The 17813-nt window shown below is 46.6% G+C and carries 12 protein-coding genes; 3 read left to right on the top strand and 9 right to left on the bottom strand.

What is annotated here, in order from left to right; all coding sequences use genetic code 11:
- Positions 1-31 precede the first annotated feature (31 nt).
- From ACN081_RS01610 to ACN081_RS01625, 4 genes are all read right to left on the bottom strand, one after another.
- Positions 32-778: a sulfite exporter TauE/SafE family protein gene (locus tag ACN081_RS01610; RefSeq protein ID WP_419106740.1), complete on the bottom strand. Its 747-nt coding sequence runs from the start codon at positions 776-778 to the stop codon at positions 32-34.
- A gap of 74 nt (positions 779-852) precedes the next feature.
- A complete protein-coding gene (iolB, locus tag ACN081_RS01615; RefSeq protein ID WP_419106741.1) occupies positions 853-1749 on the bottom strand; it encodes a 5-deoxy-glucuronate isomerase in 897 nt (298 codons plus the stop codon).
- Positions 1750-1778: 29 nt separating this feature from the next.
- Entirely contained in the window at positions 1779-2525 is a 747-nt protein-coding gene (locus tag ACN081_RS01620) for a GntR family transcriptional regulator (protein WP_419101222.1), read from the bottom strand.
- 167 nt (positions 2526-2692) lie between these two features.
- The gene (locus ACN081_RS01625) at positions 2693-7552 is read right to left on the bottom strand and encodes an NAD-glutamate dehydrogenase (RefSeq protein WP_419106742.1); all 4860 of its coding nucleotides are present in this window, start codon (positions 7550-7552) and stop codon (positions 2693-2695) included.
- Positions 7553-7913: 361 nt separating this feature from the next.
- On the opposite strand from ACN081_RS01625, the gene ACN081_RS01630 reads away from it, so the two are divergent.
- Both ACN081_RS01630 and ACN081_RS01635 read left to right on the top strand, forming a co-directional pair.
- Positions 7914-8888 carry a glycosyltransferase family 2 protein gene (locus ACN081_RS01630; protein WP_419106780.1) on the top strand — a complete coding sequence of 325 codons (975 nt, stop codon included), beginning with the start codon at positions 7914-7916 and terminating at the stop codon, positions 8886-8888.
- Positions 8889-9038: 150 nt separating this feature from the next.
- Positions 9039-10034 carry a glycosyltransferase family 2 protein gene (locus ACN081_RS01635; RefSeq protein ID WP_419102764.1) on the top strand — a complete coding sequence of 332 codons (996 nt, stop codon included), beginning with the start codon at positions 9039-9041 and terminating at the stop codon, positions 10032-10034.
- Here the strand turns inward: ACN081_RS01635 and ACN081_RS01640 are convergent.
- The 5 genes from ACN081_RS01640 to ACN081_RS01660 all read right to left on the bottom strand — a co-directional run bounded on the left by ACN081_RS01640 (position 10031) and on the right by ACN081_RS01660 (position 15669).
- Complete coding sequence (locus tag ACN081_RS01640; RefSeq protein WP_419106743.1) at positions 10031-11350, bottom strand: hypothetical protein; 1320 nt, start codon at positions 11348-11350, stop codon at positions 10031-10033. The two genes, ACN081_RS01635 and ACN081_RS01640, sit on opposite strands and share 4 nt — an antisense overlap.
- Positions 11351-11437: 87 nt before the next feature.
- On the bottom strand, positions 11438-12316 hold the full coding sequence (locus ACN081_RS01645; RefSeq protein ID WP_419102766.1) for a glycosyltransferase family 2 protein: 879 nt from the start codon (positions 12314-12316) through the stop codon (positions 11438-11440).
- Positions 12313-12744, bottom strand: a complete 432-nt coding sequence (locus ACN081_RS01650; RefSeq protein ID WP_419102767.1) for a DUF2304 domain-containing protein — start codon at positions 12742-12744, stop codon at positions 12313-12315. The genes ACN081_RS01645 and ACN081_RS01650 overlap by 4 nt, the downstream gene beginning before the upstream one ends.
- Positions 12744-13442 (bottom strand): glycosyltransferase family 2 protein, encoded by a 699-nt coding sequence (locus tag ACN081_RS01655; RefSeq protein WP_419102834.1) that lies wholly within the window; start codon positions 13440-13442, stop codon positions 12744-12746. The genes ACN081_RS01650 and ACN081_RS01655 overlap by 1 nt, the downstream gene beginning before the upstream one ends.
- Positions 13443-13581: 139 nt before the next feature.
- Positions 13582-15669: a DUF6541 family protein gene (locus ACN081_RS01660; RefSeq protein ID WP_419106744.1), complete on the bottom strand. Its 2088-nt coding sequence runs from the start codon at positions 15667-15669 to the stop codon at positions 13582-13584.
- A gap of 238 nt (positions 15670-15907) precedes the next feature.
- Between ACN081_RS01660 and ACN081_RS01665 the strand changes: the two genes are divergently transcribed.
- Complete coding sequence (locus ACN081_RS01665) at positions 15908-17572, top strand: alpha-keto acid decarboxylase family protein (protein ID WP_419106745.1); 1665 nt, start codon at positions 15908-15910, stop codon at positions 17570-17572.
- Positions 17573-17813: the final 241 nt, after the last annotated feature.

A 17813-nucleotide genomic window follows, 5' to 3' on the forward strand; every position in this document is an offset into this window, starting at 1 on the left:
TTCAAAGAGCCTTAAGCATACTCAAAACTTTTTAGAAAACTAGGTAAAGAGCCCCCACCCACGTCACAACAATGACAAGACGCTCAAAAACTTTTTGTGGAATACGTCGAGCATAAAACCAACCTATAAAACTTCCCAGAAGCAGCAGGGGAAGTAAGACTAAACCTAATGTTAAGGTGTGAGGGTTCGCCAACCCTAAACTCACAGAAAAAGGAAGTTTCAGCATGTTCATCACCGCAAAAAACCAAGCTGTTGTCCCTAAGAAAAGCTGAACGTTAAAACGGCGCGCCAAGAAATACATGTTCATGACTGGCCCACCAGCATTAGCGACCATCGTGGTAAAACCACCAAGTCCCCCATAAAACCAAGCAAACTTCTGCGAAGTATTCTGTGCTGAATGACGGCTCTGACGCTGAAGAAGAGTCAGCACCATCAAAGCCAATAAAATCCAACCAATACTACGACGAATCACCTGATCATTAGAAACAAAAAGATACGCAGCACCCACAACTAAGCCACAAAGCACAGCCGGCACCAAGGTCAAGAGTGTTTTCCAATGAGCATGTTTTCTATACGCTACTAACGCTGAAATATCGCCGATGATGAGCAATATTAATAATGCGCCCGTTGATATTTTTGCTGGCATGAGAGAAGCAAAAATAATAACAGAAATAAGATTAACTCCCGGAAGCATCGTCTTAGAGATACCCACTAAAAAGGCTGCACATCCTAGAAGAGCCCAAGAAATTAGAGAGTACTCCCCTATAATATTCAGCATTGTTTTTGCCCCATCATGTTAAAGCCAGAGGTGCTAAAGAATAATTCTTTAGCACCTCTGGACATATTATATTTTTATTGTTCTGCGGTGAAAGGAAGACGAGGATCAATCTCCTGATTGTCCCATGTCGAACGGACCCAGCCATGGTGTGGGTCATCGCTAATCAGCCAATCACGAACAGGTCCAGGACCTGCCATAACATTCAAGTAATACAAATCGTAGCCAGGAGCCGCCATGGCTGGCCCATGCCAACCATAAGGCACCAACACCACGTCACCGGTACGCACTTCAGCGTTGACATCAATGGGACGTTCATCTGAAGCATATACACGCTGGTAGCCAATCGCGTCCTGCGCTTCTGCCGGTGCACCTACTGCAGGGCGAGTCTCAAAATAATAAATCTCTTCTAACGCAGTTTCCCCTTCTTGCTCCACATCATGCTTATGAGGAGGATATGAAGACCAGTTACCAGCAGGAGTAATCACTTCACAGACAATGAAACGGTCTGCTTCTAATGCTGCTGGAGTACCAAAATTATGAACCTGACGAGAACAATTACCGGCACCACGGAGCTCTACAGGAATCTCACTCTTTTTAACATGACGAACCGGATAGTGTGCACGTGCTGGTGCAGAAGAAATAGAAACTCGCGCACCTTTGACTCCGCTAATCACCACAGGGGTATTAATACCGGTGTATAAGATATCTGCAGGGCCGTGGAATACAGATTCGCGACCTTCAAGAAGGTACTGTTGCTCACCTATCGTGACGTGAACATCACCGTTCAAGGGCATGATGATACGCTCTTCATCTGCTGCATCTAAGCTCAGAGGCTCTTCCCCCAAAGTAGCAACACGAATACCAGTATGTTTCCAACCTTCTACAGTCGTTGTAGAGTCAGAAGCCCCTAAAGAAACCTCCCATTGGTCTTGGGAAGCAGAACCTGCTGGGTAGAACCACTGCTGTGTCACGGTACTCTCCTATCGTAGAGTTCAGAATTTTAGTTTGAAAGCGTCATTTCAAAGGAATATAGGTCTGCTCGGTATACGTGCTTTCCTGTTTCAACACGAACACCGGTGTCATTCATGGTGGTGCGGAACATCGTCACCAACGGCGCACCCTCATGGGTATCAAGCTCTACCGCCTGATACTTATTAGCTATAGTGGCACCAATTTTTTGTTGAGCAAGAGAGAACGTCACCCCACGAGATCCCATGAGCTCATACAAACCGCGTTCATTTAATTCGTCCTCCGTCAAAGAGACCGCACTAACAGGAACCCAGTTCTCCATTAAAGCTAGTGGAGTACCGTTTTCGTAACGAACACGAACCAGATGATAAACCGATAAATCATCAGTTAAGGCAAGTTTCTCTGCAATTTGCTCATCAGCTTCAACCACTTCATAGGTAATGACACGTGTTGTTGGTTCAATACCGCTTCGTTGCAAATCGTTGTATAGAGAAGACAGGCTCAAGGGGCGACGAATCTCGTTTGAAACAACCTGTGTACCTACCCCACGTTTACGAACAAGTAACCCGCCACGAACAAGCTCATCCATAGCTTTACGCACAGTTGGACGTGATAGATGCAGCTGAGCAGCAAGTTCTAGTTCGTTAGGGAGCATTGAACCAGTAGGAATCTTTCCCTCAGCAATATGGTGGTTAATGCCGTTAACAAGCTGATGGTACAGGGGAATAGGGGAAGAACGATCAATAGTAATTGCAGGAAAATCTATAGTAGCCATCATCAACCTTGCTGGGGATAGTGTCTATATGTCCTTTTGTAAAGACATAACTATTCTAGAGTAGCATTGTGATTCATTCCAAGGGTGCTAGCACATCAACAAATGCAAGGAAGTCATCGCTATTGATCAAAATAATAGCGATGACTTCCACACCTGAACCACAGTGTCTGTTAGTTCAACGCACCACGCAAAGCACGCAACGCAACAGAGAGCACATCAAAACGGGGGCGACCATCAGACCCAGTAGCAGCCTGAACTACCTCAGCTAAAGTATCATCAACTCGTTCCATACGAACAGGATGTTCTTTGACCCATTGTTGAACGGCAGAATCTCCTTGTTCCACCGAGCGAGCCGAGGCATTTTCACCTTGAGCCTTCAAAATTGCTAGGGCAAGGCCAGCAGCAATCTCATAGAGGTCATCGCGAAGAGCTGAACGAGCAAGAATCTCCCAACGGTCAGTACGAGGCAGACGGCTAATGAGCGTCAACAAAGAATCTACTCCGAAACGGTCATACACCGAGAAGTAAATCAGGGCAACAGCATCAACACTGAGTTGATGAGCCTGAGCAGTCCGCACCACATCCATCAATGCGAAACCTTCAAAACCACGAATCCAGACAACTAACAATTCTTCAGGAAGACCCCATTGCTCACCCTGCTCACGCAAAGCACGAACGCGAGCGCGAGAATTATCAGAAAGATAATCAGGGAGGTTGCGTCGCAGTCGCAGAACCTCTGAATAGGTGTTAATGATGTCAAAGATTGGTGCTCCTGTAACAACAGAACGCTCAGAGATAAACCAGCGTACGAGGCGGTCAAGTACGCGTTGCCAGTCTCGCATTGTTGCCTGCCAACCCTGAATCGGGGTGCGTGCAGGAAGCCCGCGATGCACCGTAGAAGCCTTGTCAATATCGAAAAGGTCACGGGCAACGAAGAAGGCTCGTGCGATAGTGTCTACGCTGGCGCCTGTTTCTTCTTGAACCCTAAAGACATGCGTAATACCAGCAGTGTTCACTATCTGGTTTGCAACCCGCGTGCAGATAATTTCTTGACGTAGCGGATGGGTGTTTAGGTCTTCTCCGAATCGCTCTACAAGTGCTGGAGGGAAGTACTCTTGCAAAATACGGTGCAGATAGGGGTCTTCTGCAAAAGATGTTTTGCAAAGCTCCGCAGTGAGGTGCATTTTGACATATGCGGTAAGCACTGAAAATTCAGGGCTAGTGAGAGTAATTCCGGTCTGTTCATAGCGTTCGCGGATGTGTTCGTCGTCAGGGATGAACTCTACTTCACGCACCAGTCCGGCATGTTTTTCAAGGTCGTGGATGAGTCGAATGTAGGCGCTTACCCCTGGGATAACACCGTGCCGTTCTGCTTGGAGTAGAACATTTTGTTCACGGTTTGTTTCAAGAACTTGTTGGCCCACATCTTCCCGTTGAGCTTCAATAAATGTTGCTCTCTCCTCTGGCGATAGTTTGCCTTGAGCGATGAGTCGGTCAATTAGGATTTTGATGTTGACTTCACGGTCGGAGGTTTCTACGCCGGCAGAGTTGTCAATAGCGTCAGTGTTGAGAAGTACCCCTGCTTCTGCTGCTTCAATTCTGCCGCGTTGGGTCATTCCGAGGTTTCCGCCTTCACCGATAATGGTGGCTCGTACTTGGCAACCATTGATACGAAGTGCGTCATTGGTTTTGTCGCCAACTTCTGCGTGAGTTTCTGCAGACGATTTAATATATGTACCGATACCACCGTTGTAGATGAGTTCAACGGGAGCTTTGAGAATAGCTGAAAGCAGTTGAGGTGGTGACATCTCTGTGATGTCCTCATCAATACCTAGGGCGGAGCGTACTTGGGGTGTCAGCGGAATAGATTTACTATCGCGAGAGTAGACTCCGCCACCTTCAGATATGAGTGAACGGTCGTAGTCCTGCCACGAGGAGCGTGGTAATTCATAGAGGCGTACGCGTTCTTTGAAAGAGGTTTCGGGGTCGGGGTTGGGGTCTAAGAAAATGTCGCGGTGGTCAAAGGCGGCAAGGAGTTTGACTGTTTGTGTGCGCATCATTCCATTACCGAAGACGTCACCGCTCATATCTCCAATACCTACTGCGGTAAATTCTTCTTGTTGGCAGTCTTTACCGAGTTCGGCAAAGTGACGTTTAACAGATTCCCATGCGCCTTTTGCGGTAATTCCCATTGCTTTATGGTCGTATCCGATAGAGCCGCCGGACGCGAACGCATCACCAAGCCAGAATCCATATTCTTCACTGATGCTATTAGCTGTATCAGAGAACGCTGCAGTCCCTTTATCTGCGGCTACAACAAGGTAGTAGTCGTCTGCGTCGCGAGCAATAATACCTTCGGGGCGGATGATGTGTTCTACGCCGTTCTCATCGATACGCAGGTTGTCGGTGACAGAGAGGAGCGCACGAATAAAGATTTTGTAGGATTCTCGTCCTTCTGCAATCCATGCGTCACGATTTTGTGCTGGGGAAGGAAGCTGTTTCGGGAAGAACCCGCCTTTAGCTCCAGTTGGGATGATAACCGCGTTCTTGACCATCTGGGCTTTGACAAGGCCAAGGACCTCAGTGCGGAAGTCTTCACGACGGTCAGACCAGCGGAGTCCGCCGCGTGCAACGGAGCCAAAGCGTAAGTGCACGCCTTCTACTCGGGGAGAATACACGTAGATTTCAAATTTAGGTCGAGGCAAAGGCGCAAAATCAATGTATTCGGGAGAGACTTTTAGCGCGAGGAACTCATCTGGTAGGTACGCGTTAGTGCGTAAAGTAGCTGCGATAACGGTAGCCATTGAACGCATAAAACGGTCTGCGTCAAGAGTTGGTATCTTACCAAGTTCTAAGAGGAGCTCTTCCCATGTTTTTTGACGTGCTTGTTCTCGTTCTTCATCAGTGTTGTACTGGCGTTTCGGGTCGAAGCTGATAGCGAAGAATTCGTTAAGTAGACTCGTAACAGCAGGGTACCCTAGCAGCGTGTCGGACATGAATTCTGGGGTGAATCCGCATCCAAGTTGACCAAGGTAGTGTGTGTAAGCGCGCAGAACAGTCACATATTTCCAACTCATTTTTTCTTTGAGAATGAGACGGTCAAGGGTGTCTGTTTCACGGCGTCCTTGAAGGAATGAGCTTAATGCTTGTTCGTAAACATCTACGACTTCTTGTGCATCAATCCCTTCAGGGAATACCACACCGAAATCATAGAGGATAAAGTCTCGCCCGTCTGCAGGGGTGATACGGTAGGGTCGCTGATCGATTACGATCAGCCCCATATTCTGCATAACCGGTAGCAGTTCGGTTAGTGTGTGTTGGCTATTGAGATACGTTTTGAGGCGAGTTTGCCCATCTTTTGTGTAGAGTCTGACTGCTACAGGCTTTTTATGTTGTGTTGAGAGCTCTTCAAAGATGTCAACATCGTTGACGGCTTCTTCAACGGAATAGTCGGCACGATAGGTTGCAGGAACCGCATCAGCCCATAGCTGAGAAATCGTACGGGCTTTATCTTCTGGTTGGGCTTTTTCTAGTGCCGAAGCAGTTGCTTCTGACCATGAGCGCACAGCTCGTTGGACTCTTTGTTGGATGTCCTCAGTGTTAATCTCGAGGGTCGTATTGGGTTGATTCAACCGAATACGAAGGAAAAGACGAGCTAAGGAAGAAGTCGACAAACGTACGTCATAGTCGATGTCTGCGACATCAAATTGTTCGCAGAAAACAGATTCGATTCGTTGGCGGACTCCAGTGTTATAACGGTCTCGCGGTAAGAAAATAACGGCACAAATAAACTGCCCTAAGCTATCGGGGCGGATAAAGACCCTCGTAAGGCGTCGTTCTTCAAGCCCCATGATGGCTCGGAAGGTTTCGCTGAGAGTTTCAACGTTGGTGTGGAACAGTTCTGTTCTAGGGTACTGCTCGATCATTCCGGTAAGAGTTTTTTCTGAATGGGAGGAGCAGTGGAACCCGAGTCGGTGACGAATAGAATTAATACGTTCTCGTATCAATGGAGTTTGCGTAGCTGGCAGTGTATACGCTTGAGCAGAGAACAGCCCTAAGATAACGTGCTCTCCGATGATTGCACCGGAGTCGTCCACAATGCTGACACCAATATAGTCGAGATACTCGTGACGGTGAATGGTTGAGCGAGAATACGCTTTCGTGATGTGTAATGGCTGTTGGGAATACACCGTTGTGATGTCGAGGGCAGGTAGTTCGACGTGATGTTCTTGGCTTTGGGTAAAGATTCCTAAACGATTCTGCGGTGAGGTCTCTAGTGTTGCTGTTGCGGGGTTAATGCGCCGTTCTTCCATCCCCCAGAACAAGAAGTTTCCTTCGGTTAACCAGTTAAGAAATTCTTGAGCAGTGCTTATTTTTTGGATGGGGTCATGGGCGCTAAAGGTTTGTTGTGTGGTGTTCGTGCGCTCGCTGAGTTGTTGGGCGATGGTTTGTACGTGTTGTGCCATGGCGTCAGCGTCCGTAACGGCGCTACGTACATTTTTGAGAATCTGGTGAATACGTGTTGTGAGTTCTTGTTGCGTTTGTGGGTCAAGAGTTTTGATGAGCTGGATGGATATCCATGATTCTACGGTGAGTGTGTTGCCGTTCGAGGGTGTTTTTTGGTCTAGTACGGGTAACGCTGCGGTGTCTCCGCTGACGACCGGTTGTTCTACGCCTGTTCCTTCTAGGCTGATGAGTGTTCCGTTATGGTCTCGTTCAGCGATGAAGGTGGGGTGGTTCAATGTTGCAATACCGCCGTAGTGTGCGGCAATCTCGGCGGTGATGGAGCTGACGAGGTAGCTCATATCATCGGTGGTGATGAGTAATGTGGTGGAGGTTTCGTCCTGTAGCGTGTTGACGAGGGATTCGCCGTGTTGACGGGTCTGTGATAGACGTCGGTGTTCTTGGGCGAGACGTTGGCGGTTGTGAACGTTATTTCCTTCTGCCTCTGTAGAGGTGTATTGGTAATACTGATCGATCCATGTTGGGGTGGTCAGTTGTTCTGTTGATGCGTCGTCGCGAGCGTGCAAAATATGCCTCCGGTAGTAGTACAATCACACCTTTGTGATATGGTCAACACGCTGAGTGTGCGTGTTATAGGTAATACCTTATAACGTGACTCCACTAACACAAAACCCCTAGAGTACTCTCGTGAAGAAAATTAAAAAAACTAACGTATCAGCTAGATAACCCCATATTTTAGAATAACCAAGAAGCATTAAAGTCTGTAACACTTTTATTCGCTACTGACATTCCTCAAAAGACACCCAACCACAAGACCTTGCCACATCACGAGACATGAGAGAGCTCCTCTAAAGTCCAAGCTACACTCTAAAAACACCTATAATCATGGGTACATGTACTTTTGAGACAAGGGGGCACTCATTGACTGTGCGAACTACCATTATTATGCCGGTCTACAACACCGCTCATGCGGTTATCCGTGCCATCGATAGCGTTCTGCATCAGACAGACCCAGATTTTGAACTCATCATCGTTAACGACGCCTCCCCAGACCACGCTGATCACATCATCACAGAGCACCTCAAAAAAGTTAATGATTCACGGGTACGCTACTTCCTCAACGAACAGAACATTGGATTATCCGAAACTCGCAACCGAGGACTTTCTCAAGCTCGCGGACAGTGGCTTGCCTTCTTAGACTCAGACGATGCCTTCACACCAACTTTTCTTGAAAGAATGCATCATTGGACGAACGATGAAATAGACGTTGTTGTCTGCGCTCATGATGTCGTCACACGAGACGGAAACCAACGCACCCGACTCCGCGGAAAAACTGGAATATTCACGGGACATGAAGCGATGCTCAAACTTCTACGCGACGAAACAACACCCTATGTGTGGGACAAAATTTTTCGTGCCAGCACCGCAACTGGACACACCTTCCCCACTATTAACCGTATTGAAGATGCCGCCTACATTATTCCGATTTATCAAAAAGCGCGAAAAGTGCGCTTTATTGAAGAATCATTATGCCTCTATAGCGTAAACCCGCATTCTGTCACGTGGGGGTCTGTACCGCCCATACAAGAAATGTACCGGTATATGAACTATCTCAAAGAAAATACTCAAATACATCAAGGGAGCAAGCAAGAGCAGGACGCTCTTGCCGTTACATGGTGTCTAGCTTTTCTCAATGGAGCACAAAGTGCTCTGCGTTTAGGTGTTTCCAACGCTCCGAATTATTTAAAACAATGCCAACAGGCATTAGCGTGGCATATTGTTGTACGAGCTCTTAGAACACGTCCAGTTTTTGGTGCTGCCGCATTCTTATTTAAACTTTCGCCGAAGGTCTACCAGACGTTTTATACCCGTTATGTTCAACGAGCGTATGGAATTGGCTAAGTCTCTTTGGTCTTACACTACTCAGATGTAGCACTCCCTGATGTCCGCTATAACTTTTAAGGTTCTGCATGACGCATCCTTTGTTTCAAGCGGTGAAGGATATAATGTGTGCTGTCGATATTTCGTTTCCTACCCGTGAGGAACTTCTGCATGAGCTTTTCTGCTCCTCGCACATCTATCATTATGCCGGTGTATAACACTGCTGAACGTGTTATATCTTCTATTCAATCGGTGCTCGCTCAAAGTGACCCTGATTTTGAGTTGCTGATACTCGTAGATGGGGCAACTGATCATTCAGCGCAGGTTATTGAACAATTTCTTCACCACAACCCTGATCCAAGGCTACGTTTTTTCAATAATGCGCAGAATCAGGGGGTTTCACGAACACGCAACCAGGGGCTAGAGCACATTCGGGGGCAATGGGTTGCTTTTCTTGATTCAGATGATACGTATCGCCCGCATTTTTTAGAATCTTTGCATTCTTATACGGAGCGCTATGATGCCGATATTGTGACCAGTGTTTTAGCTATTGCTAAACCAGATGGTTCCGTTACCCCACGCCCAACCCAACCGACAGAGACTTTCCTAGGACAAGAAGCCGCTTATCACCTTCTTCAAGGTGGAAGAATCACTCCTTATCTGTGCGACAAAATCATTCGTAGTTCTCTTTTTGAAAATGTTCGTTTCTGCCCAGATATTCATCGTGGAGAAGACGCTCTTGTCACCTTGGCATTATGTCTTAACGCTCAGACGGTTGTAGCAACTCCAGAAGTCCAATATGAGTATTTTATGGAGTCGACCGGTCTTTCGTGGGGACGCATTACCCCTGTAGAAGAAAGCTTAGCTCTCATGCAGGCTCAAGCAGAGCTATTAGGGGAACGCCTGAACACCATTCAAGGGCGTAAGGCTTACGACGTTTCGTGGATTATCACTTTTCTTAATAGCTCACAGCAAGCAATTTTTAATGACACTGCTCAGGGGCGTGAAATTCTATCTCGTAATCGTCAGCTGATTCGGTGGTCACAGATTTATCAGATTATTTCTATTAATCCTATTTTTTGTGCGGCTGCCACTTTACTAAAATTATGCCCACCGTTGTATCGGGTAGTGTATCGCGCCTATGTCAAGAGAACCTATGGGCTTTAGCGACTCACGCGTGCGTTCAGCCATGCTCCAATGAGGTGAATACTAAATCCGCTGAGGGGGCCGACAAAAAGCGATATCAGCACTCTCACCATAAGCGGCAAAGGTAAGAAGAGTAACCCGAGGGAAATACACGCCGCCCCAACCCACCCGAGGATATAGATTCGGTGCAGGTTTGTTGCCAGTACAAGTGTTCCAGAAAGAACTAAGAGCGCCATAATAGCTGAAGCAAAGGTGAGAAGGGCGAGGATATGTCCTTGGGCGACTTCTTGGTACGCCACGGTTTCTTCTGGTTTGGGATGATAAATCGCCAAGAAGAGGAACGGCCCTATCAGATAAGCTGCGATCGCCCCAATAGCGCCCACCCCGAGAAGAGCACCAGCAGGTCGGACAATGGCTTGAAGAGGACGATCCTGATGCTTGATAAAGAGAGAAATTGCCACGCCTTGAAAAGCTTGGAGCGGAATCATAATAGGTGAACGAGTAATCGAAATAGCCAGAATGAGCGCTCCTAGCACCATATCTGAGTGCGTACCAGAAGATGCTCCTTCAGTGGCTTTCATCATGAGGGGGAAGCCTGTGGTAAGAGCAGCCGATGCGCCGGCTGAGCCCATTGCAATAAGGGTGTTTATGGTGAGCGTTTTTGCAGGCACATCACCTCTGGCCCCCAAGGCAGAACGGGCATGAGAAGAACATATAGCAAGGACTATCCAGAGTAATGCTGGCGAAATAACAGCAGCTTCAAGACCCCAAAGGTATCCGGCAAGAAGACCGACAACAAGCATGCTCACGAAACGCCAAGTAGCCTCTCCACCGTTAATGGTTGCCATAAGATACCATTTTTTCTCACCTGCAGCATTACCGCTTAGAGCAACTTGAACAGCATATAGAACCGTAGCTAACGCAATGGCGACGAGAGTAAACTGGGGGTCTTGAGAAAGGAAGTAATGAATCCAAATACCTGATGTTGCCGTCACGATGATGGCAATACCAAGACCTATCCCTAAAGCGATAACAGCAGGGCGGGCACCAGGTGTTGCAGGTGGGTTAAGTTGAGCAGCTCCGACAGCACGGGTGGCCTCTGAGGCAATACCTCCAATGATTCCGTAAATACCAAAGAGTAGCGCCCAAAACACTAAAAATTCTGGTACGTCAGCGCTAGGTAGCGCATGTTTTGCAATGACTGTAGCAAGGAACGCTGAGAGTGCAGAAAGAACAGACGCACCGAGGATAGCGCTAGATTCCTTACGCGTAATAGATGTTGGGGGGGTAGGTTGATCGGTAGATGTGGGAGGTTCTTTTGATTGTTGTTTGACCACCGATAACACTCTACACTTTCATAACTTATCAGGAATATATACTAGTGCCGGTAAGGTTTAAACCTTACCGGCACAATAACATCATCTCTACTTCACCAGATGATTGACAAGATTCTTCACACCATTCCATTTCTTCGCCATCGCAGCCTGAGGCAACAACGTCAAAGCATGCATACGAGATGAGAAATGAACACGAGCAACCATAGCTGCTTTCTTCCAACCTAAAGCAGACATCTCTTGTGCAATGGTCTCAAAATATGTTCTCTCCTCATCAAAACGTGTTCCTTCAAGAGCACGCCAAGAAGAGTCAGATGCCTTATGACGACGGTACATAAAAGCAACAGCCTCGTCGTAGTATAACGACCCACCACTCATCGCAACATCAAGGACTAACGCCATATCTTGAACAACATTGAGCCCTTCTCGGAACCCAAGACCAACAATAGTCTCAGCACGCCATCCAAGAGAGGGGAAGTACAACCAATCGCCACGAAGAATCGACACAGCTAGTTCTTCACCAGAAAGCTCCGTTGAAGTGTTAGGTCGGTAATAAGCTTTTGTTTTCTCTACTAAGGTGTTCGACAATGCATTATTTTCATCAATCACAACACAACCAGGCTGGAAAATCTGAGCTTGAGGATGCGCCTGCGCAGCTTCAATAAACCAGTCAATATAGTTTGGAAGCATCACGTCGTCAGCACCCATCACTGTGACCAGTTCATTTTCAACGAAGCTCAGAGCCTTAGTGTAGTTACCATTTGCGCCGAGGTTCTTTTCGTTGCGCATATAGGTGATACGTTCATCGTTAAGGGACTCAAACCATCCAGGGATAGAGTCATCGGGGTAACCATCATCAACTACGACAAGACGCCAATGAGGGTTCGTCTGACCCAAAACGGAACGCACCGCTTGTTTCATAAAGTCCACATCACCGTAGTACGGGAAAAGCACATCAACGGTCGTCATTTTTTCTCCTGTGAGTTATTAAGGTTGCACTTCTTAGAAGAAGTGCTCTGAGCTGTTTTCTTTGAAGCGTAGCGTTCTTGCACCTGTTGAGGACTACCCTGATCTACGGTAGCTTTCAGCATCGCTATTTCTTCTGCTAAGGTTCTCGTCTCATCTGATAATTTTGACACTTCAAAACTCAAGTGCAGGCACACCGCAATAAGCATCATAATTGCTAATAAAAACAGTAGGTTCACAGGCACAACCACACCTGTAAACTCCGCAAGGCGAAGAAGAACATCAGGGAATAGCGCAAGGACGATAATAACGGCTGAGATAACAAGCCATAACGCCGCATATTTCTCTTTCATCTTCTGATTACGCACCTGAGTAATCACCATCAAGAAGACAACAAGAGAAAGAAATAAAAAGAATACGTTAGATGGCATTAGTTATCCTTTCCCGCTGGTTCTGTTTTTCGTCGTGTCATGGAGATACCGAAAGCAAAGAACGAGCGAATCAGATAAATAGCAGATTTGAGAGGCCCTGAAGAGGGTTCTCCCCCCTGCCTCTCACGCATCTGAACCGGAACCTGAATGACTTTACATCCCGAACGAATCGCCATCACCGTAGAGTCTATGGTGTCACCAAGATATTCGGCAGGGAAGAAATCACAATATTGGGCAATACCTCTACGGTTCACTGCACGGAACCCGCTAGTAACGTCTGTAAATTGTTCTCCAGAAATGCGGGAGAACATAAAAGATAGGATTCCCATCGCCCATTTTCTCGGACCAGAAACTTTATACGTACTATTTCCTTGAAAACGCGAACCAATAACAATGTCAGCTTGTTCTAGTCCTTTGATAAGAACATCAATATATTCTGGTGGGTGCTGTCCATCAGAATCCATTTGCAAGGCGATATCGTATCCCATGCGTTGAGCATATTTATAACCAGTTCGCATGGCAGCACCTACGCCCATATTGAAGGGAAGATCTATAACGAACGCTCCATGTGATTTTGCGATATCACTAGTTTTATCAGTAGAACCATCGTTAATCACAACAAGGTCTACCCACGGCGCCGTCTCGCGTAGTTCACGAATACTCTGCCCAATAGTTGTTTCTTCATTCCACGCGGGCATGATGACGAGGACGCGCTGAGGCGTCACATCAGATGCAGGTGTATTCGTCAAAAATTTGCTCCCAGTATGTGCAATGGCATCGAGGGGTGTTCTCGGTGAATCGTTACTCAGTGTAACAGTTCATTTCCCTCATATACCGCTAGTTACAGGCAGTGATTCGATAGAGAATAGCATCACCTTGACGGTGAACTTCAGAGAGTATTCCCGAGTTCTTGAGATTCTCAAATCCTTGATAACGATGCGTATGGTCATCACCGTTAACTTCTTGTTTTCCGAAGTCAAGATAGTAATTCATTCTATCTTTTTTAATAATACGGCACACTTTCGGGTCATCTTTGGCCTGATTAAGGTGTTCTTGTACGTATTTAACCTCAGGCTCTTCAACATAGATGGTGTGATAAGCGGTAACTTTTCGATCTGCTAAAGCATAGGCTAAAGCAGAGCCTGTATAGGGTTGCACAATAATTTCGTTATCTGCTGGAACATAGTCATCCAAGGTTTTAAGGATTTCTATTTCATCAGTCGTCAGCAGTCGAGAATCGTGAGTAGGCGCATAGAACCAGAAACTGTCTTCAATCTGACGGGTAAGAGCTTGAGCAGTTTGCCCCCCATAAATCACAGCACATAGAACTACTGCTGTCGATACGATACGAGCTCGAGATTCTAGAGTTTGTTTCCGTCGTGACGTGTTCTTTATAGTGTTTTCTAGGACGTGTATCAATTTAGACCATAGAACACTCTGGTAGAAGTTCCGTGTCATGTATTGAATACCCCATACAGCAATGGGAATCACAACAATAGGCAAGAGTGCTGCTAATCGGTAAGAGTCGTGATACCAGATGCCAACAACCCAGTAACGGTCTTGGTCCCAGGGGAGAGATCGTGCAGCACTATAGAAAAATGCGACAAAAGACCACGACAGAAGAAGCCACAGATTCCGATCTTTGCGGCGTAACAATGCGTAGATTCCTATGAGGAATATAATCGTGATAAACCATTGAGGGACGTTATTAATCTCAGCGTTCGTTAAGGCTTCTCCATAACCTTGAGCTTGACTAATATGAGGACCCCAGATTTCTCCAGCTTCTTTAGAGGGACGCACAATCCCCCACAGGATATTAACGACCGCAAGAACAGCGCTTAAAGATGCCATTTGCACGCAAAAAACCCATCTGCTCAGCGCGCCCTTCGATAAACGAATTATTTGCAAAACCATCCGCACAAGTACTAATGGCAACGCAATCACAAAGAGTGACATAATCGCGTTTGGGTGTGATAGTGCAATTCCTAATGCACAGAAAATGCCTAAGAGCAGGCTCTGAGCGGTGTTCAGCAGACGTATTCCTGTAATACGCAGTATTTGAATAATTAGAGCAAGCCCTGAGGGGATGAGCGCTATGCCAAGAAGGTTAGGGTAAAGCACACCAAAATTTAGGAGTAATACAGGGTACGCGGTAAAAGCTGCACCAAGAGCACCAATACTCATGACCGCTGCAGCGTTAAAACGATATATACTCCTCATGAGCATCACGAGGTTCAGTGGCCAGATAATTGCACAAGTCACCAATGCCATCGTATTGGTTGCGATGGGTATGGTTGTTCCAGAAAGCTGGAAAATCAGTGAGACAACATCGTGCCATGCAGCAGGGTAGAAAAATACGTCGCCGTCTCCAGATGTCATCCCAGCGATAGATAAAGATGAGCCATTTTGTGTTTGTTCTATATAGCGAATGGCATTTAGGTGAAAGTTATTATCAAAAGTTTGCGAAATCCATTCAGGGCGACCAATAGCATTTTTGGTGTTCCGCAGAAGCAATAACGCCCCGATTAGGAAACTACCCCAGTAGATTGCTTGTTCTTTGCTGAACCACCGTTGCAGTGTAAGTGCTGGCGCTGTAATGCCAGCACCTTTGGTTATAGTCAAGGCTTGTTTGCTTCGCACTGTTGCAGGGAAGTCTTCGCATCGAAGATAGCGGATAAGAGCATAGATAACGCCAAGGATAAAAGCTACCAGCAAGGAGAAACCTAAGGGAACACCAACGTTCCAAGGAAGTCCAATAAGTGGCGCAATCATTGCGCTAACGGTAATAAGCGCAATAGAGACAGAAGGCGCGATAGCTATTGCGTCGACACCTCGAAGACGTAGTGCGGAGGTAACAAAAAGACCTGGTAGCAGAATAAGTGCTATTCCTATGAGGAATGGCACTGCGGTAACCAGCCAGACCATAGTTTGCGTTCTCCTTGCTGTGCAGTATTAATGAGCCGTTTATACAGCCTACAATATGCGTTCTGTTCGTTATTGCGGAAAAGACAAAAGCCTTAGATTCTGAGGTAAAACACACTGTTTTCTCGAGTTATTTGCGAGTTCTTTCTCGAAAAGCAGGTGGTTTATCGGAGGTATGACCGCTATCGTTAGAGACGATATGCGTTACCACACTTTATTTTAGGTTTAGGAGTTTATTCTAATGTCTTATACCGTAGGTCATTATCTGCTTGATCGACTAGTCGAATTGGGTGTCACCGACATCTTTGGTGTTCCAGGAGATTTCAATTTACATTTTCTAGATCATGTTCTTGAGCATGAAAAACTTTCGTGGGTGGGTAACGCTAATGAACTTAACGCTGGGTACGCTGCCGACGGGTATGCTCGCGTACGTGGTTTAGGTGTTTTATGCACCACCTACGGTGTTGGAGAGTTATCTGCTATTAATGCGACGGCTGGTTCTTATGCCGAAAATGTTCCCGTTATTCATATTGTTGGAGCGCCGAGTACAACGGCTCAGCAACAGCATGGACGTATGCACCATACTTTGGGCGATGGGGATTTTAACCATTTTGTGCGCATGGCTAGAGAAGTGAATTATTCGGTAGCTATTCTTGATAGGGCTACCGCAACGAGCGATATTGATCGTGTTTTACGCGAAGCTATTGTTCATCGTAAACCCGGTTATTTGATGGTTCCTGTGGATGTTGCTCGTGTTCCAGCAAGCGCTCCCAGCACCCCTCTTGATGTGAATTTGCGTCTTTCTGATCCTGAGGTTGAAGATCAGTTCCGTCATGCGGTGAGAGATTTTATCCGTGGTAAGAAGACTGCTGTTCTTGCCGATATTATGACAGAGCGTCTTGGTGCAGTCGGCGAGCTTAACGCTCTTGTGACCTCCACAGGGTTCCCTTTTGCGTCTATTCTGTGGGGTAAGGCAATGATTGATGAGACGTTGCCGAATTATGCTGGCATTTACATTGGTGCGCTGTCTGACGAGAATACTCGTCGTGTTGTTGAGGAAGCTGAGGTTCTTATCTGTTCGGGTGTGGAATTTACCGATATGACTTCAGCGCATTTTTCTCAGCAAATTGACTCTTCTCGTGTGATTGATTTAGGTGCACAAGGGGCAACGATTGCTGGTGCGGTATTTGCCCCGCTGACTATTGCTGATGCTTTGAATATTATTCGTGAGGCTGCTACGGAGGTTGGTGCTTTACCAGCAGATTTTTCGTCGATTCTTGCCTCTGATAGTTCGGTGGAGGTAAGTTCTGGGCCTTTGACTCAGCACCAGTTATGGTCTCTTCTTCCTCAGCATTTGGATGCAAAGAACACTGTGGTTGTTGATATGGGCACGTCGTTCTTCGGTATGGCTCATCAGAAGTTCCCTGAAGATTCTCGTTTTATTGGCATGCCGTTGTGGGGTTCTATTGGCTATTCGATTCCTGCATTATTAGGTGCGGCGATGGCTGATCGTGATTCGCGAGGTGTTCTTCTCGTCGGTGATGGTTCTGCTCAGTTAACGATTCAGGAGTTGGGAACTATTATTCGTGAGAATCTTAATCCTGTTATCTTCGTTGTCAATAATGAGGGTTATACGATTGAGCGTTCTATTCATGGGCCAGAGGCTCAATATAACGATATTACTGCTTATAACTGGCAGAAGATTCCAGAAGGTTTTGGGGCAACGGAAGAGAATTCCATCATTTTGAAGGCGACGACCTCTGAGGAGCTTGTTCACGCATGTACGGTGGCACGCGAGGTTCGAGATCGATTGGTTTTTGTTGAGGTTGTGACCGATAAGAATGATATGCCTCAGTTGCTGAGAGACTTTGGTGCACTCGTTGAAGAAATGCACAAAAAGGCATAAATACTAATCAAATACATTATTTTTCTTGTATACAGTTCAGGCCTGCTATCCGCGCGCAGATAGCAGGCCTGAGCCGTTAAGAGAGTGTTCTTGAGTGAAACCTTGTTTTCTGCCGTTGCAGATATGCGGTTTTAGTATGTAATTACAAAAATTTAGGATGGATACTTCTCTAGAGGATTCATATGAAGCGCTAGCAATGTGACGTTATACCCTCGTCATATTCGTCATAGAACGCCCTCAT

The sequence above is a fragment of the Rothia sp. P13129 genome, assembly GCF_048512865.1.
Lineage (GTDB): Bacteria > Actinomycetota > Actinomycetes > Actinomycetales > Micrococcaceae > Rothia.